The 24,670-nt window shown below is 51.9% G+C and carries 15 protein-coding genes, 1 tRNA gene and 5 pseudogenes; 18 read left to right on the forward strand and 3 right to left on the reverse strand.

The annotated features are described in order from the left end of the window. The first annotated feature begins 2 nt into the window (after positions 1 to 2). From N438_RS21170 to N438_RS21255, 17 genes and pseudogenes are all read left to right on the forward strand, one after another. Positions 3 to 1,211 (forward strand): membrane protein, encoded by a 1,209-nt coding sequence (locus tag N438_RS21170; protein WP_032740193.1) that lies wholly within the window; start codon positions 3 to 5, stop codon positions 1,209 to 1,211. Next, a complete protein-coding gene (locus tag N438_RS21175) occupies positions 1,204 to 4,575 on the forward strand; it encodes an ImcF-related family protein (RefSeq protein ID WP_043876237.1) in 3,372 nt (1,123 codons plus the stop codon). Before N438_RS21170 ends, N438_RS21175 begins: the two co-directional genes overlap by 8 nt. Before the next feature lie 491 nt (positions 4,576 to 5,066). After that, positions 5,067 to 6,674 carry a type VI secretion system protein TssA gene (tssA, locus tag N438_RS21180; protein ID WP_116696492.1) on the forward strand — a complete coding sequence of 536 codons (1,608 nt, stop codon included), beginning with the start codon at positions 5,067 to 5,069 and terminating at the stop codon, positions 6,672 to 6,674. Positions 6,675 to 6,707: 33 nt separating this feature from the next. Further along, positions 6,708 to 8,477, forward strand: a complete 1,770-nt coding sequence (gene tssF, locus N438_RS21185; RefSeq protein WP_043876239.1) for a type VI secretion system baseplate subunit TssF — start codon at positions 6,708 to 6,710, stop codon at positions 8,475 to 8,477. Next, a complete protein-coding gene (gene tssG / locus N438_RS21190) occupies positions 8,441 to 9,523 on the forward strand; it encodes a type VI secretion system baseplate subunit TssG (protein WP_043876240.1) in 1,083 nt (360 codons plus the stop codon). Before tssF ends, tssG begins: the two co-directional genes overlap by 37 nt. Before the next feature lie 160 nt (positions 9,524 to 9,683). Further along, entirely contained in the window at positions 9,684 to 10,208 is a 525-nt protein-coding gene (gene tssJ, locus N438_RS21195) for a type VI secretion system lipoprotein TssJ (RefSeq protein ID WP_043876241.1), read from the forward strand. A gap of 4 nt (positions 10,209 to 10,212) precedes the next feature. Further along, positions 10,213 to 12,684, forward strand: a complete 2,472-nt coding sequence (gene vgrG / locus N438_RS21200) for a type VI secretion system Vgr family protein (RefSeq protein WP_116696493.1) — start codon at positions 10,213 to 10,215, stop codon at positions 12,682 to 12,684. Then, positions 12,685 to 13,569 (forward strand): glycine zipper family protein, encoded by an 885-nt coding sequence (locus N438_RS21205; protein ID WP_043876243.1) that lies wholly within the window; start codon positions 12,685 to 12,687, stop codon positions 13,567 to 13,569. Beyond that, a complete protein-coding gene (locus tag N438_RS21210; RefSeq protein WP_116696494.1) occupies positions 13,559 to 14,116 on the forward strand; it encodes a hypothetical protein in 558 nt (185 codons plus the stop codon). The genes N438_RS21205 and N438_RS21210 overlap by 11 nt, the downstream gene beginning before the upstream one ends. A 75-nt stretch (positions 14,117 to 14,191) precedes the next feature. Next, a pseudogene (locus tag N438_RS28900) lies at positions 14,192 to 14,320 on the forward strand (type VI secretion system lipoprotein TssJ); the annotation flags it as partial. Positions 14,321 to 14,354: 34 nt separating this feature from the next. Next, positions 14,355 to 15,520, forward strand: a pseudogene (locus N438_RS21220) (DUF2345 domain-containing protein); the annotation flags it as partial. 4 nt (positions 15,521 to 15,524) lie between these two features. Next, a pseudogene (locus tag N438_RS21225) lies at positions 15,525 to 16,509 on the forward strand (DUF6402 family protein). Positions 16,510 to 16,585: 76 nt separating this feature from the next. Further along, positions 16,586 to 16,885 (forward strand): hypothetical protein, encoded by a 300-nt coding sequence (locus N438_RS21230; protein ID WP_223347231.1) that lies wholly within the window; start codon positions 16,586 to 16,588, stop codon positions 16,883 to 16,885. 419 nt (positions 16,886 to 17,304) lie between these two features. Further along, a pseudogene (locus N438_RS21240) lies at positions 17,305 to 18,284 on the forward strand (DUF6402 family protein). Between the two features lie 296 nt (positions 18,285 to 18,580). Next, a pseudogene (locus N438_RS28905) lies at positions 18,581 to 18,929 on the forward strand (phage baseplate assembly protein V); the annotation flags it as partial. Positions 18,930 to 19,037: 108 nt separating this feature from the next. Then, positions 19,038 to 19,436 carry a hypothetical protein gene (locus N438_RS21250; protein ID WP_072023782.1) on the forward strand — a complete coding sequence of 133 codons (399 nt, stop codon included), beginning with the start codon at positions 19,038 to 19,040 and terminating at the stop codon, positions 19,434 to 19,436. A gap of 71 nt (positions 19,437 to 19,507) precedes the next feature. Beyond that, positions 19,508 to 20,731, forward strand: coding sequence for a GIY-YIG nuclease family protein (locus N438_RS21255; protein ID WP_032740191.1), 1,224 nt, complete (start codon positions 19,508 to 19,510; stop codon positions 20,729 to 20,731). 232 nt (positions 20,732 to 20,963) lie between these two features. Here the strand turns inward: N438_RS21255 and N438_RS21260 are convergent. After that, positions 20,964 to 21,038 (reverse strand) — tRNA-Arg (locus N438_RS21260). A gap of 89 nt (positions 21,039 to 21,127) precedes the next feature. Then, on the reverse strand, positions 21,128 to 22,057 hold the full coding sequence (locus N438_RS21265) for a formate/nitrite transporter family protein (RefSeq protein WP_008803900.1): 930 nt from the start codon (positions 22,055 to 22,057) through the stop codon (positions 21,128 to 21,130). A 289-nt stretch (positions 22,058 to 22,346) separates the two neighbouring features. Between N438_RS21265 and mlaA the strand changes: the two genes are divergently transcribed. Next, complete coding sequence (gene mlaA, locus N438_RS21270; RefSeq protein ID WP_008803901.1) at positions 22,347 to 23,108, forward strand: phospholipid-binding lipoprotein MlaA; 762 nt, start codon at positions 22,347 to 22,349, stop codon at positions 23,106 to 23,108. A gap of 61 nt (positions 23,109 to 23,169) precedes the next feature. Here the strand turns inward: mlaA and fadL are convergent, their stop codons facing one another. Next, on the reverse strand, positions 23,170 to 24,492 hold the full coding sequence (fadL, locus tag N438_RS21275) for a long-chain fatty acid transporter FadL (protein WP_012967490.1): 1,323 nt from the start codon (positions 24,490 to 24,492) through the stop codon (positions 23,170 to 23,172). Between the last annotated feature and the right edge of the window lie 178 nt (positions 24,493 to 24,670).

A 24,670-nucleotide genomic window follows, 5' to 3' on the forward strand; every position in this document is an offset into this window, starting at 1 on the left:
TTATGCCCGTCTGGCTGGATGCCATCCCTGAAAAGGCTCCTAAGGTAGCGCGTCCCGGCACCGGTCGTTGGCTGCTATTCCTCGCGTTTGTCATGCTGGTGGGCATAGCGCTCACGCTATGGTGCTGGACGTCAGAGCGAACCGGATTTGTCTTCTGGTTCACCGCTCTGGGCCTCCCGTTTTGCACCTGGGGGCTTATTTTCGGCTTACGCCGGTTTGCCTACAAAGCCGAACAGGTGGGGGCCGAGTCCCGTAATGTCGAGCGAGAAGCGCTTATTGACAGTGAAATTCTGCGCGGTCAGCGCTGCGCCTGGATCCTCGGTACGCACATCCATGCTCCGGTTGGAAACAAAGCCGATGACCTGCTGAAGGCAATGAAAGTCGCAGCTCCGGTTATCGACTTCTCTTGCCCACGAGGATGTGACAAACCGGTCAGATACGCGGCATTACCAGAATATCAGACAGATTTAACGAAGGCCCTGAAAGCAGTGGTTAATAAACTGACCACGCGTGTAGAGGGGATAGTTAAGCCGCTTCCGCCCGAGCTGCCATGCTGGCTGATGCTGGACTGTGATAACGATCTGTATCCCCTGATTGAAGAGCAGCTTAAAGCCGAGCTCTCACTCAAGACGGGCAGGATTTTTCGCCTGATGGCCGGAAAAGGGCTGGGGGCGTTTGATGCCTGGCTGGACAAGCGATGGGACACCCCGGGCATTCTGGTTGCCATCACGCTGTCGTTACCGGCGTCTCCCCGGGAAGAAGATGCTGATGCTGTATCAATGGTGGTATTGAGCAACCGCAAAGCCAATGCCTGGCCGGATGCGCTCCGCCTCCATCGCCCCGAAAGGGGAACAGAAACAACGCTCACAAAGACGCTCACCCGGGCGCTGCTCTGGTCGAAGACCCTGCCCAATGAACTCAAAGGAAGCTGGATCTCCGGTCCCACATTGACGTCGGGCAGCGGCTGGAATAATGCCTGCGAAGAGAGCGAAGTGGAATTTAGTCTTTCAGAAGACAATTCCAGTATCGATCCCGTGCTGGGATATACCGGCCATGCTGCTCCATGGCTGGCCATCACGCTTGCTAATGCTGACGTTGAACAACGGGGCCCCCAAGTTATCGCCGCACAACCCGCCGTTGATAAGGACGACATCTGGATCGCTGTCATCACCAAAGAAGAAGTTCGCAAGGAAACGCCTAAGAATGACTAAGGTAAAAGTCAAAACACTCATCGGCTCCGTTGTCACTGTCGCTTTTTTTATGACGGTCATCGTGGCATTTTTGTTATATGCCTTTCCGGAATACGTAGCTTCGGCCACGGGATTCGGTCCCTATGACGGCCAGCGCATACTCATATTCTGCGCCATACTGGTTGCCGCGTTGTTTTTACTCGGCTGGCTGACAGAGAAGGCTTTCGACTTCGCCGGTAAATCCGGATTGTATTTCCACTGGGGGCAAAAAAAGGCTGAGAGTATCACTCCGGTGACGAACACCATTCCCGGAGAAGAAGATGACGATGAACCGGTCTTCAGCGAAGACGCCGTGTCCGAACACCTGCGCTTTCGCTATGGACGCCGCTGGCAGCGTAAGGTGCGACTCCTGCTGGTGATGGGCAATCCGGACGACGTCCAGAAAGCGGCCCCGGGTCTGTGCCATGACCTCTGGCAGGAAGGCGACGGCAATGTGCTGATTTATGGCGGTGATGCGCAGTCACTCCCGGATGAGATCTTTCTTGCAAAACTGAAACGCTTGCGATCCGGGCAACCGGTTGATGGCATCATTCAGGTGACGAGTACTTCAGCCCTCCCGACGGATAGCGAACGGGATGCCTTCTTGCGTTGCCGCCAGAAAGCCGACCACCTGTTAGGCTGGCAGGCGCCCGTCTGGCTGTGGCTGACTGATAACGCCAACGGTGCTCAGCAGGGACAGGAAACAGTTGCAACAGGGGTTATTTTCGGGCCGGAAGGCACTATAAAAGAGGCGGATAAGGCATTGACTATGCTGTCTCAGCGCCTGCAAAAAGCCGGTATGGCACAGATACTGAATAATCCGGCTCATAACGGCCTGCTTCAGTTATCTTCCCGTCTGCAACACGAACTGAAAGCCAGTCTAACTGTTTTGCTCAGTGGGTTGATGCAGGGATCTGCGGCCTGGCGTTTACGCGGTGTCATGTTCAGCCCTGAACTGGCCGTTGCCGGAACGGTACCGAACACGCGCCTCGACACACCGACATGGAAAGCCGTCATTGATGACAGTGATGCCGTCAGCGGCAGGAAGCTGGGCTTCAACTGGCTGAAGATGCTGCGGTTAATTCTGCTTTCCCTGATTGTCCTGTGGGGGGCCGGTACACTGCTGTCCCTCGTCGTTAACCGTACCCAGATTTATCAGGCGCAGGAGACGGCCAGGCAGGCAGCGGATACCGCAAAATCCCTGGCTGAACGCCTGCGCAACCAGCTCGTCCTCCAGCAAGCCATTGCCCGTCTGCAACATCGTGAGGCGACCGGTGCTCCGTGGTACACCCGCTTTGGTCTTAATCAGGACAGCGACACGCTGGCCGCACTCTGGCCCCTGTATGCGAAAAACAACGCACAGCTGATGAGGGATGCCACTGCAGAACATCTGAAACAACAACTGAATACCTTTGTGCAACTTCCTCCGGCCAGTGATGCCCGGATGCAGGGAACGCAACGGACCTACGATGTCCTGAAAGCTTACCTGATGATGGCCAGACCGGACAAAGCCGATGAAGGATGGTTGGCGAAAAATGTACTAATAACCTGGCCGAAACGCCAGAATGTGGCGGATGGGACATGGCAGGAAATTGCCCCTAAATTACTGGGTTTTTATGCGCAGAACCTCCCGACACATCCGGAATGGAAAATTAAGCCTGACGCTGAATTAATCAGTACGGTCCGTCAGATCCTGCTCAAGCAGATTGGCCAGCGGAACGCTGAGGCCGGACTGTACCAGGACATGCTTAAGCGCGTGGCCAGTAACTGGCCTGATTTAACACTTGCTGATATGACCGGTGATACCGATGCTTCAACGGTATTCAGCACTGACGAAATCGTCCCTGGAATGTTTACGCGGCAGGCCTGGGAAGAGCAGGTACAGGATGCAATTAACGAGGTCGTTAAGACACGACGTGATGAAATCGACTGGGTCCTGACGGATAAAACGCACCAGGCAGGAAGTGATATCTCCCCGGAGGCGCTGAAGGCCCGCCTGACAGAACGCTATTTTACCGATTTTGGTAATGCCTGGCTGAACATGGTCAACAGCATTCAGTGGCAGGAAGCCACGTCTCTTTCTGAAGCAATTGCCCAGCTCAGTCTGATCGGCGATGTCCGTCAGTCTCCGCTTGTGGCCTTAATGAATACGCTGGCCTGGCAGGGAAAAACAGGAGAGAAGGGTGAGGCACTGGCTGATTCGATAGTGGATTCAGCGAAAAAACTGGTTGGTCGGAAAAAATATACCCGACAGTTCATTGAGCAGGCGCAGGGGCCGAAAGGTCCACTGGAGGACGTTTTTGGACCACTGACGGGATTCATGGAAGGTAAAGAGGGCACTGGTAGCAACGGTAACCTCAGTTTCCAGTCCTGGCTGGCCCGCGTTACCCAGGTGCGGCTGAAGCTTCAGCAGGTCACCAGCGCCCCGGATCCGCAAGCGATGTCGCAGATGCTGGCACAGACCGTATTCCAGGGTAAAGCCATCGACCTGACGGACACCCGCGATTACGGCAGTCTGGTTGCGGCAAGCCTGGGGCAGGAGTGGAACGGATTTGGTCAGTCGTTGTTTGTGCAACCGCTGGATCTGGCCTGGCGGCAGGTCCTTGCCCCGGCTGCGGGTAGTCTCAATACCCGCTGGCAATCGACCATTGTCGAACAGTGGAATAAGGCCTTCGCGGGGCGGTATCCGTTTAAGGCCACCGGCAGCGATGCCTCTCTGCCGTTACTGGCTCAGTTCCTGCGTAGCGACTCGGGTCGAATCACTACCTTCCTGAAAACTAATCTTGGCGGGATCCTCCACCAGGAGGGAAATCGTTGGGTCGTTGACCCTTCCGCAAGTCAGGGGATGGTTGTCAGTCCGGATTTCCTGCGGGCGATTAATCAGCTGGCAGAGCTGTCTGATATCGTGTTCTCTCAGGGCGATGCAGGTATTCACTTCGAACTGATGGCGCGTCCTTCAAAGGATGTTGCCAGAGTGCAGTTGACCCTCGATGAGCAGAACCTGGACTACTTCAATCAGATGGAAAGCTGGCAAAGCTTCACCTGGCCGGGGAATAGCTACTATCCAGGCGTATCGTTGAGCTGGCGTAGTGTAAACAGTGGTATGCAACTCTATGCCAGTCACCAGGGCAACTGGGGCTTCATTCGCCTGCTGGACAAAGCCCTGCTCACTCCTCTTGATGCCAGCCGGACACAACTGGTATGGATCACCCCGGATGGCAACCCTCTGAAGTTTGTGATGCGTAGCGAACTCGGCAGTGGTCCTCTTGAATTACTGAAGTTGCAGGGGTTCACGCTGCCCAACGCTATTTTTAATGTTGCCGCTGGCGCAGAAGCGATCCAGTAACGATGGGCGCATTGTTCACCCTTGCCGCTTCTGTCTCCACGGCCATCAGTAAGCAGGAGAAAGGGGAACCGTGGATTCTGGCACGCCGTACTGCCGGTGCTGATCTGGCTTTGCTCGGAGAATAGCGAGTGGGGAAAACAGGGAAACCTGTGAGACCCGAACCCAGACGCGTCGGAAAGCATCAGCGCTTCATTCCTCCGGATAAACCCGTGCAATTTTTGCGGGTGTCCGGGCCGCTTCGGCGCTCAGGCAGGCACCGCGAGCGCCGGAAGCCAGTCATCAAGGGACAGCCTCTCCACGCCACATCAGCGTCTTCGCCCCCATGTCATAAAAGCCCACTGGCAAAGCGACTGGAAGGGCAAACCTACTCAGGGGGAGGAGAAAAGTATGCTGCTGAAATGTAAGCCACCGCAAATCGTCAATGGTAAGGACGACGCTTCTCTGGAAGCGGCCATGAGGTTTATGAAAGAGACTAACAAACGGGAAAAAGAATGAGTTCACCGGAAGATCTGTTAACCGCCTGCGCCACCAGCCAGGAAGAAAGGCAGCGCCTCACCTCCCGGGCAAATGATGCCCTGTTGCTCTGGGATAACTGGCTGCACCCGTTCACCTCCGGGTCTGAAACCGGGGACGATCCCGCATACGATGATAATTTTCTGCTGATGCGTGAAGAGATCAATAAGATATCGGGTACCGATTCAGCACGGTTGTGCGAGCTGGCCCGGAAGTGTCTTTGCGAATGCGCCAAAGACATTCGTGTGGTGACCTGGTATGTTCAGGCCCGACTCAGCCGCGACGGTGAAAAAGGGTTGGCCGAAGGTTTACTGCTGCTTGTCGCAATGCTGACTCGCTACGGGCAGGCATGTCATCCCCAGCGTCCCGTAGCCCGTAAAGCTGCGATGGAGTGGCTGAACAGTGCAAAAGTGATTGATGCACTGCTGTTATGGCCTGAGGTAGACCGCAATGATGTTGGTCTGACGGCTGGCGCCATTAACCTGCTTCAGTCCGCCGTGGCTGACTGGCCGGAAGCTGAAAAACCGTCTTTTGCAGGTCTCTGTACCGCTCTTGAAAACCGCCTGGCACGTTCCGGTGGCATGGAAGCACTGGTCCCTCAGAACAGCAGCGCCCAGGATCACGGGCGTGAGCCAGCCCATTCGGATTCACCGCAACTGTCAGCCGTGAAGTCGGGCCGCGATCTACTCGACCAGGCAAAGTTACTTTCCCGCTGGCTGAGCGAACAACCTCAGGGTTGGCTGGCTTCTCACCGGCTGATAAAGACCGTACGGTGGGATACGGTCAATCAGATCCCCCCACTCGACAGTAGCGGTCGCACCCGCCTGGTACCGCCGAAACCCGAGTATCGCGCTCAACTTAAGCGGCTATATCTTCAGAAAAACTGGACCGAACTGGTTGAGCAGGCCAGCCAGATGTATTGCGAAGGGGTCAATCATTTCTGGTTCGATCTTCAGTGGTACCTTTGGCAGGGGCTCAGCCATGCCGGTCAACCCTGGGATACCTGGACAGACTCCGTCCTGTGCGATCTGCGGCTGCTGCTTAAACGCCTCCCGGGCCTGGAAGGTCTGGCATGGAATGACGGTACCCCCTTTGCCGACGAAGTCACCACCGCCTGGATTGCGGAAAAAGTGAATGAAGAAGGCCTGATGTACGGCGATGAACTCGCTACCGTCGTTAATGGTCCGGCTGATGATGTGCTGCTCCTTGAGTCGGAAGCCATGGAAAAGGGCGATACGGAAGGTCCCGAAGCGGCGCTTACCTGGCTCCAGTCCCGACCGGGGATGGACACTCCGCGCCATCGCTGGTTGATACGCCTGCTGATGGCCCGGGTGGCAGAGCAGTATGGCCGAAACGAAATGGCGCTTCATTTGCTTGGCGAACTGACCATCTGCGCGCCACAGCTGACGCTGGGAGACTGGGAACCCGGGCTGTTGTTTGAAATCCAGGCCCGTCGCCTGAAACTGCTGCGCCTGAAAGCCGGTCGCAGCGAATCCGATAAAGCCCGTCTGATGCCTGAGATGGAGTCTTTAATTGCCGGGCTTATTGCCATTGACCCGGCCCGTGCCATGGTGCTCTGTGGCTAATGTTCTCTTTAATAATTTTCAGGAATACCGTTCATGGATGATTTAACCCTGCGCTATTACGAAGCGGAAATGCGCTACCTGCGTGAGGCGGGTAAAGAGTTTGCCCGGGCTCATCCGGACCGGGCAGCAATGCTTAATCTTGATAAACCTGGCGCCCGCGATCCCTATGTGGAACGTCTATTCGAAGGCTTTGCCTTCCTGATGGGCCGTCTGCGTGAAAAGCTGGATGATGATCTGCCGGAACTGACCGAAGGGCTGGTGAGTCTGCTGTGGCCGCACTATATGCGGACTATCCCGTCACTGGCCATCGTCGAGTTCTCCCCTGACTGGCGTAGTCTGCGTCAGGCCGAAATGCTGGCGGAAGGCTTCTCCGTTTTGTCACGGCCTGTAGGACCGCATAAAACCGCCTGTCAGTATCGGACGACCCGCGATGTGTCGCTACAACCGCTGCAACTTGCGGAGGCTCGCCTCCATACTGAAACCGATGGCCGGTCAGCTATCCGTCTGCGCTTCGAATGCCCTGAAAAAGTGGACTGGCGTAAAGCCGGGATCGATAAAGTCGCCATTTTTCTTAACGCAGAGAGTCCAGTTAGCTCAGCGCTGCATCTGGCAATGACCCGGCGTGTACATGCCATGTATGCCCGGCATGCAGGGACGCATACTGAACGTCATCAGTTTAATGGTTGGTGCAAACCCATGGGCTTTGACGACAATGATGGCCTGTGGAAGAAAGCCGATACTACCTTCAGTGGTTACCAGCTTCTGCTGGAGTATTTCAGCTTCCGTCCGAAGTTTATGTTTGTTGAGCTGCGCGGTCTCGACACCATCGGGCTCACTGCGGCCAGCACCTGGTTTGAAATCGACATGGTGCTCAGTGAAGCCTGGTCATCCGATCTGCCTTTTGAGACGGAAAACTTCCGGCTGCACTGTGCACCGGTCATCAATCTCTTTACCCTGGAAGCCGACCCGCTGACGCTTAACCCGCTGGAGAATGAATATCTGCTCAGGCCGCTGCGTCTTCAGGATGGGCACACCGAAATTTACAGCGTCGATAACATCCATGGCGCGGTGAAGAATGGCAAACATCCTTATGTGCCGTTCACCAGCTTTCGGCACCGTGGCGGTATGATGCGCCACGATGCTCCTGAGCGTTATTTTCATACCCGTGTGAAACGCGGTCCCTCTGGCCTGTATGACACCTGGCTAATTCTCGGGGGGCGCTCGTTCGAACTGGAGCAACTGTCCGATAAACCGGAGTCACTTTCGATGCGAATAACCGGCACCAACGGCCAGCTTCCGCGTAAGGCACTGGAAAGCACCCTGCTGGACAGGGTGGTTAAAACCGGCAAGGTGCCCGTCAGGGTCCTGAACGTCACCGCACCGACGATGCCGTTATATCCCCCGGCAAACGACCGTTTTCACTGGCGGGTGATGAGTCACCTCGGTTCAAACTTCCTGAGCATGATGGATAATCCGGAAGTGCTGCGGGGCACGCTAGCGCTCTATGACTGGACCGACGATGAAATGAACCGCCGTCGGCTTGAAGCAATAGTCGCCGTAAAGCACACCCTGATCCGCCGTTTTGAGAAGGGTTTTATGCTCCGGGGCGTGGACATTGAGGTCACGCTGAATAGGGACAATTTTGCAGGCGAGGGTGATGTGAATCTCTTTGGCGAGATGCTGCACCGATTCTTCGCGCTCTATGCCGATATTCACCTCTTTAACCAGCTCACGCTGGTACTGCAACCAACAGGGAAACGACTGAGATGGCGCGAGAATCACAGCCAGCACGTACCGGGCTGACATTAGCTCTTAATAAAGACATCTGGCGGGCCAATTTCTATCGTTTCTGTCAGCTGCTGGAACAGGAAAATCCGGACACGCCGAAACTGGGCTCCACCAGCCATCCGGGCGACGATCCGGTACGATTCAGACCCTGGCCTGGTATGGGTTTCCCGGTCAGTACCCTGAAGGCGGTTGAGATCGACGAAGACCATCCGACATTCCCCCCAACGGTCCGCACGACATTTCTCGGGGTGTATGGCGTGGACTCTCCTCTGCCGACGTCCTGGCTGGATGATATTGCGCAGCGCCGCGAAGGTTACGAGGCGGCCACCTCGTTTTTGGATATATTCAGCCACCGGATCACCACGCAGTATTACCGGATCTGGCGAAAATACGCCTGGCCGGCCACTTTCGAGGCCGGGGGCCGTGATGCCACCTCTCAGTGTTTGCTGGGGCTGGTGGGACTTGGTATCCCGGGCACGGCGGAACAGGTGGCCACGCCGGTTTCCCGTTTCCTGGCCCTGCTGGGCACTATGCGATTACCCACCCGTAACGCCGAAGGCATTCGGGCCCTGGTGAGCCTGCTGGCACCGAATACCCGGGCAATTATCACCGAACCCGATCCGGTTAAGGTCCATATCGGTAACCGCAGTGGGCTGGGGACCGGAAACCGCATCCGGCTTTCGCAACGTGCCACGCTGGGCAAAACGGCAAAGGAAGCATGCTGCCGGGTACTGGTGACGCTGGAGACAGCGGATCCTGACGAGGCGGAAGGCTGGTTACCCGGTGGTGCCCTCCATACCGATTTGCTGGTCCTGTTGCGTGTCTATCTTGGCTACCGCAGTGACGCCCGACTGCGCCTCACCGTACCCGTGCGGTTGCTGCCTGAGCCCCGCCTTAGCACAGGCAGGCGTATCCAGCTGGGCCGTACCGGTTTGCTGGGTTTGAAAGCGGGCAAGCTCAGCAATAGCCGGGAGAGTCTGACCGTCAGCCTGGGCTGTTATGAAGGGCTACAATGCTCGGTTTTATCTCCCGCTGAAGACGGGCATTACCGCTTCGACTAATCATCAATCAATCATTCATTCTCCCCACAATACTTCTGATTGCAGGAAGGCGGCAAACGCATGAGTCTCCGGGAGCATAGATAACTATGTGACCGGGGCGAGTGTGTGCAGCCAACGCATCAGCAATCAGAAGTAGGGAGGGGGTAAAAGGAGCTTTTGAATGGCAACAATAACCCGCTGGTGGGCGCTGACGCTTATTGCCTGCGGTCTGCTCACAGGCTGCGGTCTGACGCAGACCGTCACGGACGGTACGGTCAGCATCACGAAATCCATCTTCTACAAAAAAATTAAAACGCTGCATCTGGATTTTACCCCGCGCACCGCCATCAACGCCGATGGTGCACAGACGCCGCTGGCGACCATGGTGCGGGTTTATCAGCTCAGGGATCGTAAAGCGGTTGATGCCGCTGATTACCAGACGGTGCTGCGCAGGGCCGATACGGTACTTAAGGACGACGTGCTGGCATCAAAGGAGCTGCTGGTGATGCCCAGTGGCAGCGTGACGCTCAATATGCCTATGGATGAAGAGGCGCAGTTCGTGGTGGCGGTGGGGCTGTTTAACCGACCGGATCAGAAGGACAACCGCTGGCGCCTGGTACTGACCCGTGACGATCTTGACCCGGACAAACCCCGTACGATTGAACTGGGTGATGGCTGGCTTAGTCTTGTACCGATAAAGGAGTGACGTAATGGATAACTGGCTGGCGCTTTTTGACGGGCAGACCCGTTACTTTCTGGATATCAATGACAGTTCGGTGAAGCCGGATGTTTTGCGCTTTCGCGGCCGGGAAGCCCTGAGCGAGCCGTTCAGCTGGGACATCGAGTTCACCACGCTTCAGGCGAACATCCCCCCGGAAGAGGTGCTGATGAAATATGCCTCTTTCCGGATGCGGAGCGGTAAAAGTGTTCACGGCATGGTGACCCGCCTGGAATGGTTGTCCACCTCTCAGGACCAGTCTCACTACCGGCTTACGCTCAGTTCGCGCCTGGCGCTCCTGGGATACACCCGACAGTGCGCGGTATATCAGAACCAGTCCGTTCCTGAGGTGGTTGAGCAGGTGCTACGCAAACATGGCCTGGAAGGACCTGATTTTGACTTCTGCCTGGAGCGCAGCTACCCGGCGCGGGAAATTATCACCCAGTGGCGGGAAACGGACCTTGAGTTTATCCGGCGCATTCTGTCTGAGGTGGGGATTTACTGGCGCACGGAGATGGATGATGTGCGCGGTCTGGATACCTATATACTGGCCGACAGCCAGCTTAACTACCACTTTGATGTACAGTTGCCCTACAGCGAACCATCGGGCCTGTTTGACGGCGCGGCAGAATCGGTCTGGGATGTGCGGACCTGGCACAACATTGCCACCGGCACCGTTGCCACGCGGGATTACAACTACCGGACCGCCGCCACGCCGATGGATGCCACAGTCAGCGTGCGTCATGATGCGGTCACCACCGGGGAGCATTACCGCTACGCCGCACCTTATCGTGACGCGGGTGATGACGCCAGCCCGGAGCCGGAAACCGAATCCGGGGCGTTCTATGCGCACATCCATCACGAGCGGGAGCTGAATAAATCAGCCCGTATTCATCTGTTCAGCAACGCTGCTCATCTCACACCCGGACAGGTGCTGGAGCCGCTGGGCGATGTCATTGCGGCCCTGAAAGAAGGCGTCGTCCTCACCCTGGTGACCTACCGGGGGGCCCGTGATTCCCGTCTGCATGTGTCAGTCTGGGGCCAGCCTTATACCGAACGTTACTGCTTCCGTCCGGTAGAGATCCCTCGCCCGGTCATCCCGGGTACGCTCCCGGCCCGGATCGAAAGTCGCGAAAAAAATGATACCTACGCACACCTGGACGAGCAGGGGCGCTACCGGGTGAAGCTGGACTTCGACCGGGAGGGGACGGAGCCGGGTTACGGCTACCTGTGGCTGCGGATGGCGAAGCCGTATGCCGGTGAAACGCTGGGCTGGCATACGCCGCTCATCGATGGCACCGAAGTGGCGATAGCGTACAGCAACGGTGATATTGATCTGCCGTACATCGCGTATGCGCTGCACGACTCCGAACATCCCGACCTGGTGAACCGGGACAATCACACCCGCAACGTGCTGCGCACCCCGGCGAACAACAAGCTGCGGATGGAAGACAAACGGGGTGAGGAACACATCAAACTCGCCACGGAGTACGGAAAGACGCAACTGAATACGGGCCATCTGGTGGACAGCCAGGGACAACGTCGCGGCCAGGGGGCCGAACTGCGTACCGACGAGTGGGGAGCCCTGAGGGCCGGAAAAGGGTTGTTTGTCAGCGCGGATGCGCAGCCGAAAGCGCAGGGTGACGCACTGGACAGGGATACGGCCCTGAAGGAAATCGACAGGCTTAACCAGCAACTGCAGCAGCTGGAAATGGCGGCAGAGCAGGCGCAGGCCCTGAAAGCGGATGTGGACAGCCAGATACGGATGTTTGAGCAGCGGCTGAAACCGCTCAATGAGGCGCTGCTGATGTCCGCTCCGGACGGGATGGCGCTGACCAGCGGGGAGCATCTGCAGATGACCGCTGTGAAAAACGTGGCCCTGAATGCCGGGGAGGATATCAGCACGGGTGTCATGGGCAATATGACGGTGCTGGCCGGGGAAAAGCTGGGGCTCTTTGCCCGCTCCGGGCAAGTGAGCGTCAAATCCGGAGAAGGGCCGGTGGAGTTGCAGGCGCAGAATGCCAGCCTGCGGCTGTTTGCTGAGAAGAAGCTGACGCTGAGTTCGGCGAGTGACATCTCGTTTGCCGGGAAGAAGCGTATCACGCTGATTGGTGGCGGGAGCTACCTGCGACTTGAGGCCGGGAAGGTCGAGTATGGTACGACGGCGACCTATATACGCAAGGTGAAGCGGACGATGTTTGCTGGTGCAAATTCAACACCAACACCATCAATATCAATGCCATTAGTTGACGATTTAATCCGGAATGGATTCTTCGATGAACAATTCCGAATCTTGGATGATAGTGGTAAGCCCATGGCCAATGTCCCATATTTTATCTCTAGCGAAAATGGTGAAACATTTAAAGGTGTCACCGACAATCAAGGTCTGTGCAAACGCGTTTTTTCAAAAGAATCAGCCAAACTTACCGTTTGGCTAGGTGTCCTGGCTCTGGAGAGATGGTAGATGACTGAGCATTCAACTTTAACTAATGAAACTCCACATTCAACGTACGAAATAACTGGTATGTTAATGCCAGCCCGTGCATTCTTCTTTATCGTTGTTGATGAGCCAGGGAAAGACGGTTTTCTTGTTAGGAAAATATATGCTTCAAATTCTGATTCCTATCTTTCAAAGATGGACTTATCAGAAGCAAAAATGCTTTCAGAAACTAACCCTGAACGGTATGGTTTAATTCCAAAGAATTTTTCAGCATCCTACTCTGTAGCTGAGCATGTGATGGGGGAGAACGCTTCATCATATATTTCCACTAGCTCTGCCTTTCCGGAAGGATCTCCAAGATTTGAAGGTAAAACAATTATTGTTGATATTGAAAAAGCTGTAAAGTCGGGTGCGAAATTAATTTCTACAGAAGAAATACTTAAGAGCCTTGATGATTACAAGAGCCAAAATCCACACTTGGTAAAACGTATTGATAAAATATCAAAATATGTTAAGGATATAGATAAGGAAGTATTGCTACACGGTGAAAAAATACCCGCATCCGCGGTTTTCACTCCAGAGACATTAAAATACGCAAAGTACTTTACACGTGCCGCTCGTGTCGTACAGGTGACAGGAATCGTCTTTACAGCTTATGATCTAGAACAGGCGTCAGAAAAATCGCTTAAAAACGGGAGTGTGAAACCGATAACCGCTGAAGTCATTAGGCAAGCTGGAGGATGGGGGATGGCTGTAGCTGGAGCAAAAATAGGTACAGTGGCTGGTGCGGCGGTTGGCATTGAGACGGGCCCTGGGGCGGTGCTAACAGGGCTTATAGGCGGAGTTATATTCGGAACCGCTGGTTATTTTGGTGCAGATTGGGTGGCGGACTATATTGATGAAAATTAACTTATTTAACTTATTCAGGAAAAAAAACAGATTACAGGATGATTTTCCTCATGCTCAATTTATGGCGTTGCCAGAGGAGGGGGGGTATCCTTTATTTTTCTCTCTAGATAAAAGCAATGTATATGCACATTCAGCATGTTTTATGATAAAACCTGAGGACATATTAGTCATTGAACATTTGATTGAATTATTTTTTTACAGGGAGGTAAAAATAAGCGAGGTAAAAGAGAAAGTTTCAGACCATAATAAAGTCCTCGTTTGTTATAAATTTAAGGAGTTTGAACAGGATATTGTAAGACTTATCACAAATGATAATGAATTTATCAATTGCCTTTGTGAGAAAGGCTTAGAACCTCCAGAGCCAGAGTGTGCATTTCCTGATAAGGACTTTGGTGCTTATGGTAGTCTGCAAGGAGATATGGAGTTTTGGTGGAACGTATACTGGAAACCATTTTGGGAAAGTTTAAGAGAGGAAGAAAGAAAACAATATCTTGAACGAAGTAATTTATCGATTGGTACCATTGAATTTCTGGAACACCGCCGTTAGCTAAAGTATATACAGTATTACTCATTTCGATTATCCAAAATTGCTACGTAAATTTTATTGGTATATTAGGTTCGTATCACGGGCTGCGGCCTGACGCAGACCGTCACGGACGGTAAGGTTAGCATCACGAAATCCATCTTCTACAGGAATACTAAAAAACTGCATCTGGATTTTACCCCGTGCACGGCCATTAACGCTGATGGATGCCTCAGTATTTGTGCGTCATGATGCGGTCACCACCGAAGTGGTGATGGCGTACAGCAACAGTAATATTGACCTGCCGTACATCGCGTATGCGCTGCACGACTCCGAACATCCCGACCTGGTGAACCGGGACAATCACACCCGTAACGTGCTGCGCACCCTGGCGAACAACAAGCTGCGGATGGAGGATAAACGTGGCGAGGAGCATATCAAGCTCGCCACGGAATACGGAAAAACACAGCTCAATACCGGGCATCTGGTGGACAGCCAGGGACTACGTCGCGGCCAGGGGGCCGAACTGCGCACCGATGAGTGGGGCACAATCCGCGCCGGAAAAGGGTTGTTTGTCAGTGCGGATGCGCTGCCGAAAGCGCAGGGTGACGCACTGGACAGGGATACGGCCCTGAAGGAAATCGACAGGCTTAACCAGCAACTGCAGCCGCTGAAAATGGCGGCAGAGCAGGCGCAGGCGCTGAAGGCGGATGTGGACAGCCAGATAGAGATGTTTGAGCAGAGGCTGAAACCGCTCAATGAAGCTGTGCTTTTCTCGGCGCCGGAAGGCATGGCTCTCACCAGCGGGGAGCACCTGCAGATGACGGCCACGAAGAATGTCGCCATTAATGCCGGGGAGGATATCAGTGCCGGTGTCATGGGCAACATGACGGCACTGGCCGGGGAGAAGCTGGGGCTCTTTGCCCGCACCGGTCAGCTGAGTCTGAAATCCGGGGAGGGGCCAGTGGAGGTGCAGGCGCAGAATGCCAGCCTGCGGCTGTTTGCGGAGAAGAAGCTGACGCTGAGTTCAGCGAGTGACATCTCGTTTGCCGGGAAGAAGCGTATCACGCTGATTGGTGGCGGGAGCTATCTGCGACTTGAGGCCGGGAAGGTCGAGTATGGTACGACGGCGACGTATCTGCGGAAGGTGAAAAGGACTATGGCGGCGGGAAGTAATTCTCAGGCACCAGAACTCCCATTTTTACCAGGGCCTGGTGATGTTTTTCGAAGGAGTTTTGTTCTTGTAGATGTGTAGATGATAGAACCCAAGAACCAATATCAAATATTAGATATGAATTGACCTCACCTACAGGTTCGGTCGTTAGAGGGATTTCATGCGAGAAGGGCTTCACAAGTTTCGTGAGTCACCCTGATGAGGCTGAAGTAGAATTAAATATTTTAAAACAATATTCATTATTTATAGGGTGATTTTGTGGAAACTGTAAAGATAAAATCAAAGTTAACAAGTCAAAATGAAAACAAACAAACGGTTCCGGTCAGAATCTTCAAAATAACTGACATCCCGGATGTGATGGAGGGGAAAGGTTGGACGGTGTCAGCACGTTTCATGCGGAAATGGTTCTATGATCCATTTTACGAGATGACACCAAAAGAGAAACAAAATAAAGTTGATATGAATACTGTAGACAAAAATCAATATTATTGAAGATTTGGATTTTGATTGGTTATTAACTTCATCTTTACGAATCAAACCAATTTACGATACATTTGTGAAGCAAGTATCGAGTGTTATTGAGTATAATGACTATCTAGGGAGAAAAAAACAAATATCACAACAGTTGTCTAATGGTCTTTGTTTTATCATTAACAGATTGGATGAATCAGGTCTTTTTATTAGCGACGAAATAAAGGACTGTTATTTGAATTATGGCAATTTGTCAGCAATAGAACTTGATAAAACAAGTCAGTTTAACTTTATAAAAATTGGTAGTACATTGTGGGAAAAAGAAACAGATACCCTAGATGATGTGTATGGTGCTCTTGGGTCTTTTATAATCAAAATTGCGTTTACAGATCTTAATGTTACGAGAGATACTGATGGCTTCATGAGGTTAGAAATTAAAGAGCTTGGATTGTACGTTAGGGATACCTACGAGTTTATGAATGATGGTGATGATCAACCGTTAGGCTATTGGGGGGAGAATGGTGTCATCAAACCAGGAGTGATAAGTGAGCTATTGCAAAAAGAATATATTGATGACGATGACTGCAGATACTTTAGAGTTACTAACTCATCTTTTGTGAGGTACCGTGAAAAATATAAGAACGAAAATAAAACCGGAGATTTTTTCGTATACTCGACGGTGAAAAAAATCCCTACTAACATTATCATTCATTTGAATAAGATAGATATGGTGGAATATATTTACTGGAAAGGGGTAAATATAAATGCATAGCTTTATACAAAAAACATGCTGCTTCATGTTGATATCAGTTCTCTTCTTTTGTGTTTTGCTAATGGTGGTTAAGATTATGGCTTATCAAAACGCAATAAAGAATGATTCTATATGGAGTCGAGATAATAAGTGTGAACTGACTACTTATATTCCTAACTATCGACCATATGGTGGTATCGGGAGAGTGTTGCGGTTATTTTCCAACCAATCTTTTTTTGTTGTATATGATGCTCATGGGAATAAAATAAAAAGTTCTGCATGGCATTTTTGGCAAGCTCAGTTCTCTGATTCGGTTGCACCAGAATGGCACGGGCAATATGCAATGTATCCCACAAGCGAAGGGTGGGCAGGATGGAAAATTCCAGAGTGTGGTTAACGTTTAAAATACCAATTCCCTCCGAAACTTGAGGCTAGGAAGGTCGAGTACGGCACGACGGCGATGTATATAAGCAGGGTGATACGGACTTTGGTGGCAATACCAAATTTATCATGTGGTCCAAATACCGCATGTTTCAGGGTCATGGATTCCTTAACAGGATCTGAAGATATGGATTTTTCATATCAAGTTCAGACATCTACAGGTACAGTGGAAGGAAGAACTGATTCAGCTCTGACGCATGTAGTAAATTCAGATACAGAAGAAAATATAAATCCGGACTATGTTTTCCAGATCAGAGCGGGGACAAAGTAATGGCGGTTTCATCAACGACCACCACAAAAGAGCGGGAGCATCAGGAATAGAAGGTCAGTGTTGATTTCTTCCACATTGATATGATCCCGGATGCGATGGATAAGATGCGATGGTCCACGGCAGCAAAGTTGATGCGTCACTGGTTTAGTATACAACCTGCCTACGCATTTGATATAAATAGCAAAGATCAAGCTGTAAATGAAGATCCTCGCAATCTGTCTTCGTCTAAGATAAATGTTGATATAGTTAAAATGTCATGGGCTATACAATTTGAACAGGTTAAAAATGGGATTGATGTACTAAAAAAACATGGTGCAGTCCGAAAGGCAAAACACAACTACTAGAGCGTCTGCAAAATGCTGGTGACTTTACTAATAACTGTATTTTCCTAGGGTATTCCGAAGATGTTGCTTATCTAGATGCAACAGCTCAAGTGAATTTTAAAAGGATAGGAAATAAAACTGACACTATAAATGCCTGGTATGGGGTAATGGGGAATTCCGTTTTAAAAGTATGCGTGCGGGGCAGTACGTCTAAAATTAATGGGAAAAATGCATTTATCATTGATGAATTGGGGTTTTATCTTAAAGATACATATGATTTTGTCGATGAAAGTAACACTCCAGAACCGCTAGGCATTTGGAGTAAAAACAGGGTATTAGATAAAAAAGAGTCAGCGATTTATATGTCATCATATTTATCAGGCTTTTTCGGGGATCTTGCACGTATCTACTCAGGATTTGTACCTGTTTTTAATCATGACTTTAGACTCTGGCAAAAAAAACATGGTACCGGCGGGGATTATATTATTCTTTCTGATGTACTATGGGCTAAGGTTGAAGAATCAGATAAGGTGATTTTTTTTATGAGCCTTAGAATCTACGCGAAAATAATCACCATTATACTGATTTCCGGTTGTTTGATATTTCCAACATCAGTTTTCTATGGCAACCATAACAAGGTGTTTGAAAACTCAAGCCCTAACAACACATTTAAGGTTGTTGTATATAAGGCAGAGGTTTACAACCTTTTCTCATTATACAAATTTCTTCGCGGCGAAAACTATTTTTTTTGTCGTCTATGATAAATGTGGGGATGTTGCGTTTAAGCCTTCTTTATGGTTTGGCATGGATCGTTCTGTAGTATATGGGGGGGGCATTTTTCTAAATATGACAAAAATACTCTATTTTTCCCGACAAATGATGGCATTGATTCAATACAGTTAATTCCTAACTTATCTGAATGTAAGCGTGCATAGAACGATGAAAATGATAGAGGAAAACACATGAACTCTTCAACAATAATTAAAAATAGTAATCAATCATTTCGGCAAGATTCCTAAGGTCAAAATGCCCGATAGAAAATCACCATCTTTAGCATCCGGCCCGGATTGAGAGCCGGGAGAAGGACGATATCTACGCTCACCTGGACGGGCAGGGGCGCTATCGGGTGAAGCTGGACTTCGACCGGGAGGGGACGGAGCCGGGTTACGGCTACCTGTGGCTGCGGATGGCGAAGCCGTATGCCGGTGAAACACTCGGCTGGCATACGCCGCTGATTGATGGAACCGAGGTGGCGATAGCGTACAGCAATGGCGATATTGACCTGCCGTACATCGCGTATGCGCTGCACGACTCTCCGGCGTAATGGACATCCTGACCCCGTTAACCGGAATAACCGCACCCGCCATGTCCTGCGCACACCGGCCACCAATAACCTGAAAACGGAAGAAGTGATAATTTATCTGTCAGTTAATCATTGCGTATTCTCTGGCGAATCAGTTAATAACTGACAGGGAACAGAACCCCAAATAACGAAATACAACACGGATATGGAAATGAAAAAATTAATTCTTCTCTTGCTTTCAGGCATTTTGTTGACCACTCAGGCTGACGCTGCTCGTGGAAGAAAGCCCTGCTCCGGTTCAAAAGGCGGGATAGCGCATTGTACATCCGATGGCCGGTTTGTCTGTAATGACGGAAGCCTGAGTCAATCAAAGCGATTTTGCTCTGGATATGGTGATTCTGTAACTCGCGAGCGGGTTAAACCTTCCACCCCCTCCCATAAAACACAAATCAAAAAGGCGACAACAGCGAAAAAGCAAGAGCCACAACGCGTTATTGAAAGCGATGAGCCGGTCGAAACACCAGCCCGCCAGCCCACCTGTGCGCCTCTTTATATGGCCAGTAAGCCCGGCTTTACCCATTTACCGATTTGTTCCGGAAATCAGTATTAACAGGGAGCGGAGCATCATTTTTCTGTTATTCCGCGTAATTCATCAAGATTAAAATAAAACAGGAAGTAAATATGGCACGAAGAAAAAAGGATGATAATGTTGCAATTCTCATTTTGGTCATTATAGGCGTGATGGTCTGGGGAGTTTATGTTGCGGTAAAGGCATTAATCAATCTTAATGAGCGATTCATTGAATCCGTATCGAATCCGGCAGGCGTTATTGGTTTGTTCTTTGGGTTACTGCTAGCCATTGCACTGATAATACGGATTATTATTTATCGCGGCTTTAGAAAAAAAGCCGCAGATCTGGCAAAAAAAGAGAAAGCCTTTGACGAAATCGTCAGTACCGAAGTGGCTTGCAAGCTGTATCAGGAAAAGCAACAGCTTGCCGGTCAGTGGGATGAATTTCGCAATGCCAGAAATAAAGCCTCCAGGGCATTGCAGCGTATTGTGGACTCCGCGTATAAATTCAAAGTCAAAACACTACTTTCCGGCACCACGGTAAATAACTGGCAAAGCAAATACGACCAGCTCAGGAAGGAGAGAGACGCTTACGCGGCCATTAGCGAGAAAATCACCTTTCTGGAACTTGAAGATAACGCCGACTGGGAAGGTGTAAAGCAGCAGTTTCTGGATAAGGTCGCCCTGCTGGAAAAAGCGCAGGAAGAAAAAGAGTATCAGGCTGAGCTTAAGCGTCAGATGCGGGAAGAAAAACAGCGTCAGGATGAACTGGAGCAGCAGCAGCGCGAAGCGGAAGAAGAGGAGCAACGCCTTGCTGAGCAGCAGCGTTTACTGGGGGAAGCCCTTCTCGCCGCTGAAGGCACACACCGGGAAGAGCTGGAAAGACAGCGTCTGGAGCTGGAGCAGAAAATCCAGGAAGTACATCAGCAGTATGAACGCGCCAAATCCATGGCTCAGCTCACCAGACAGGGACATGTGTATGTGATTTCGAATATCGGCTCCTTCGGTGAAAATGTCTTCAAAATTGGTATGACCCGACGGCTGGAACCTATGGAGCGAGTGAAAGAGCTAAGTGGAGCGGCGGTACCTTTTGATTTTGACGTCCATGCCATGATTTCCTGCGACGATGCCCCCGCACTGGAAAGAACGCTGCACGATCACCTGGAAAATTATCGCATTAATAAAGTTAATCTGCGCAAGGAGTTTTTTCGGGTTGAGCTTAGTCGGATTATTGATGAAGTTGAGCGCCATCATGGTCAGGTTGAATATGTTGCCGACCCGATAGCATTGCAATATCTGCAGAGTCTTGAATATGCAGAAAGCGAAGCTGCATAAAATAGGAGGCTGGATAGTTACACGTGTGTGAAAGCGCTTTTGGCAGTGATGATATCATTTCCCGTAGCGACCGACTTGGCGTGGGAAGCAAAATGAACCCCATGAAAACACCGCTGTCTTAACCAGATAAGAGCGGAAAAAGGGCGAGGCGGAAGGACGATTGTAGATTGCAGGTAATGGCGATGTAACGCAACGGATGTCGATCGAGAGAGAAGATTATTGCGGCTGGGCATGGTGTCCCCTGCAGGAATCGAACCTGCAACTAGCCCTTAGGAGGGGCTCGTTATATCCATTTAACTAAGGGGACAAGGCGGTGCGAGTATAGCGTTTTTTGCCCGCCTGAGTAAGAGCCATACCGTCTGACTGCTTAAACCCTCGCCACTCAGGGCGCTTTTTTTATGCCCGGTCGGCGTTTTTGGCTTTCTCCGCAGCTTGGGCGCGGGCTTCCGCTTTTCGCTTGCTGCTCATATCGTTACGGATCTGCGCATGGCTCAGCAGCGCGAAGATGAAGGTCCCTCCGCAGATATTTCCCGCCAGCGTCGGCAGGGCGAACGGCCAGATAAAGTCGCTCCAGGGCAGGCTTCCGTTAAACACCAGATAAAGGATCTCGACCGATCCCACCACGATATGAGTCGTATCCGCCAGGGCGATAAGCCAGGTCATGAGAATAATCACCACGATCTTGGCCGCACCGGCGACAGGAAACATCCAGACCATGGTGGCGACCAGCCAGCCGGAAATAATCGCATTAGCGAACATCTCCGTCGGGCTGTTTTTCATTACGTCTTCGGCGATGCTGACAAAGGCCTGACGAGTTGGTTCATCAAAGACGGGCATAAAATTGAAGGCCCATGCGGCCACTGCGGTACCGATGAGGTTGCCAGCCAGCACCACCGACCATAACCGCATCAGCAAACCGATGTTACCTGGTGTGGGATTGTGCATCACCGGCAGAACGGCGGTAACCGTATTTTCCGTGAACAGCTGCTGGCGGGCCATGATCACGATAATAAAGCCGAAGGTATACCCGAGATTTTCCAGTAAAAACCCGCCCGGGATCCCCTCCAGTTTGACGTGAAAAATCCCTTTTGCCAGCAGGGAGGCGCCCATCGACAGACCGGCCGCAATGGCTGACCACAACAGGGCCAGCGCATCGCGTTCCATCTCTTTTTCCCCTTCCTGGCGAATATGTTCATGGATGGCCATCGCCCGCGAGGGCAGGCGATCTTCATCCACTTCTATTTCCTCGCCGCGCTGTTTTTCTTCACTTTCGACTTCTCGCTCGTCATCCGCTGGTTTTAATTTGTTATTGTCTAGTTCATCCATTTCGTGGCCCTCGCTATCAATCTACATAGTTATAGCGTAGCGGCTTTCCCTGCCGTCTGGCTGGGCATACTCTGAAATCGCAAAAATGGTAACGTCAGATTTTTGTTGCTCCGGTAGAATAGGAGCCCCGCGATCTCGTTATTCCCAGGCTATGATCAAATCAACAACTTGGGTGATATAGACATCGTTCAACGTGCTGTTACAATCGCTCACATCTATACGGGCGGAAACGTTGTCTTTCCGTCATGGATGGCAACTCGCGATAGCCATAAAAACCAGGGAGACACCTATGAATTATCGCCTGTCGGCGCTTGCGCTTGGCGCCACATTGCTGGTGGGATGTGCCAGTTCCAGCTCTGGCGATCAGCCGCAGGGGCGTTCAGACCCGTTAGAAGGGTTTAACCGCACGATGTTCAATTTCAACTTTAACGTGGTTGATCCTTACGTGCTTCGCCCGGTGGCGGTGGCATGGCGTGACTACGTCCCGCAGCCGGCGCGCAATGGTTTGAGCAACTTCACCAGCAACCTTGAAGAGCCGGCGGTAATGGTGAACTCCTTCCTGCAGGGCGACCCCTATAAAGGTATGGTGCACTTTACCCGTTTCTTCCTGAACACCATCCTCGGGATGGGCGGTCTGATCGATGTCGCGGGCATGGCGAATCCGCAGCTGCAGCGCGTTGAACCGCATCGTTTCGGCAGCACGCTCGGCCATTATGGCGTCGGCTATGGTCCGTATGTGCAACTGCCATTCTACGGTAGCTTTACGCTGCGCGATGAAGGCGGTGATATGGCCGATGGCCTCTACCCGGTACTCTCCTGGTTGACCTGGCCGATGTCGATTGGTAAATGGGCTGTCGAAGGGATTGAAACGCGTGCCCAGCTGCTGGATTCCGACGGCCTGCTCCGTCAGTCTTCGGATCCTTACATTTTGGTGCGTGAAGCTTATTTCCAGCGCCATGACTTTATCGCCAACGGCGGTAAGCTGACCCCGGCGGACAACCCGAATGCCCAGGCTATTCAGGATGAGCTGAAGGATATTGATTCACAGTAATCTGCGAATGATAAAAAAAGGGTGAACATGTTGTTCACCCTTTTTTGTTGCGTGCGGCTTATCAGAAGCGGTAGTTGAAGTTAGCGCCGTACAGCCAGGCGGTCCCTTCGGAACGGAAGGTATACGGGCCTTCCTTAATTTCTACGTGCTGGCCGTGCATATAGGAAAGACCGACGTCAACCGACGCATCCTTGTTGAACGCGTAAGTGGTACCCGCGCTCAGCCACAGGCGATCCTGGTCAGGAATGGAGATGGAGCGGTTGTTGGCCGGCACCGGGCTGTCATCGAAAGCGATACCGGTGCGGAAGGTCCAGTTATCGTCGTAATAATACGTGGTCCCCAGAGCAAGACGGTAAGCGTCTTTAAAGCCTTCCTCTTTATAGAACAGCGTCTGGCCGTTGCTGCCGGTGGCTTTCAGCTCCTGGAACTGACTCCAGCTGGTGTAGGTCAGACTATAGTGGACCGCCCACTGCGGCGCCACGCGGTTATAGCCCGACAGCTCCCACATTTCCGGCAGGTTAAGGGTCAGTGAACCGCCAGTGGTCTGGCCGTTAGTGCCCGCTGGCAGACCGAAGTTGCCGAGGATTTGGTTATAGGCCGCCGGCAGGCTGCTGCGGTAGTTACCGTCGAAGTCGATCTTCACCTCGGAACGGTAGGTAAAACCGTAGCGGTTGTTCTTATCCAGCTCATAGAGGATACCGGCATTCCAGCCAAAGCCCCAGGCGTTGCCGTTAAGATGGGCGATCTGCGTGTCGGCAGGGATCTTCGCCACCTGGCCTGCCAGCGCCGGCGGCAGTGCGCCAGAACCAGCGACAATCTGACCCAGGTCACCCGCATAGCGCTCGATCTTCGCCTTGGCGTAGACCGCGTCAAAACCTAAGCCAAAGCTCCAGTTGCTGTCGAGACGGTAGGCGCCGCTCAGGTTGAAGTTCGCGGTGGTCAGGTCGGTTTTACCGCCCATGCTGCCAGCCGCATAGTCATCGTTGTATTCCGTTGCCAGGCCGTAGTTAGAGGTAATGGATGCCCCCCAACCGAATTGATCGTTAATCGGCGCGACAAAGTGGAAGTTGGGAACCCACGCCGTCGGGGCGATATTGTCCGCATTCAGGCTCTTGCCGGTGGGAGAGGTGCCGGAGACATTGACACCCGGGTCAACAAAAACGGCGCCCGCCGACATAGTTGGACGGTCAAACATCATAATTAATGCCGGGTTACGACTGGCATTGCCTGCATCGTCTGCGATAGCCCCTTCACCGGAATAGGCCCGACCCAGCCCTGATGAAGAGAATTCGTTGAGCTGGAAGCCTGCTGACCAGGCCTGGGTGGAAACAAGTGCTACAGCCACTGCAAGGGCAGACTGGGTAAAGCGGGTTTTCTGGCTCATGCCCATAACCTCATTGAGTTATTTTTTTTTAAACTATGTTACATGCCGTAACAGAAGCGCGGAAGTGTAGGGTCTGTGGTACAACAGAGAAATCAGACCAGTGCGCTGAGTATAGGTCTGACCAGATGAGTTGTTGCAAGTTTGTTTATGAAGTTTTTCAATTGTGATAACAGAAACG

The organism is Klebsiella sp. GL120222-02 (assembly GCF_003097195.1).
GTDB classification, from domain to species: domain Bacteria; phylum Pseudomonadota; class Gammaproteobacteria; order Enterobacterales; family Enterobacteriaceae; genus Klebsiella; species Klebsiella variicola.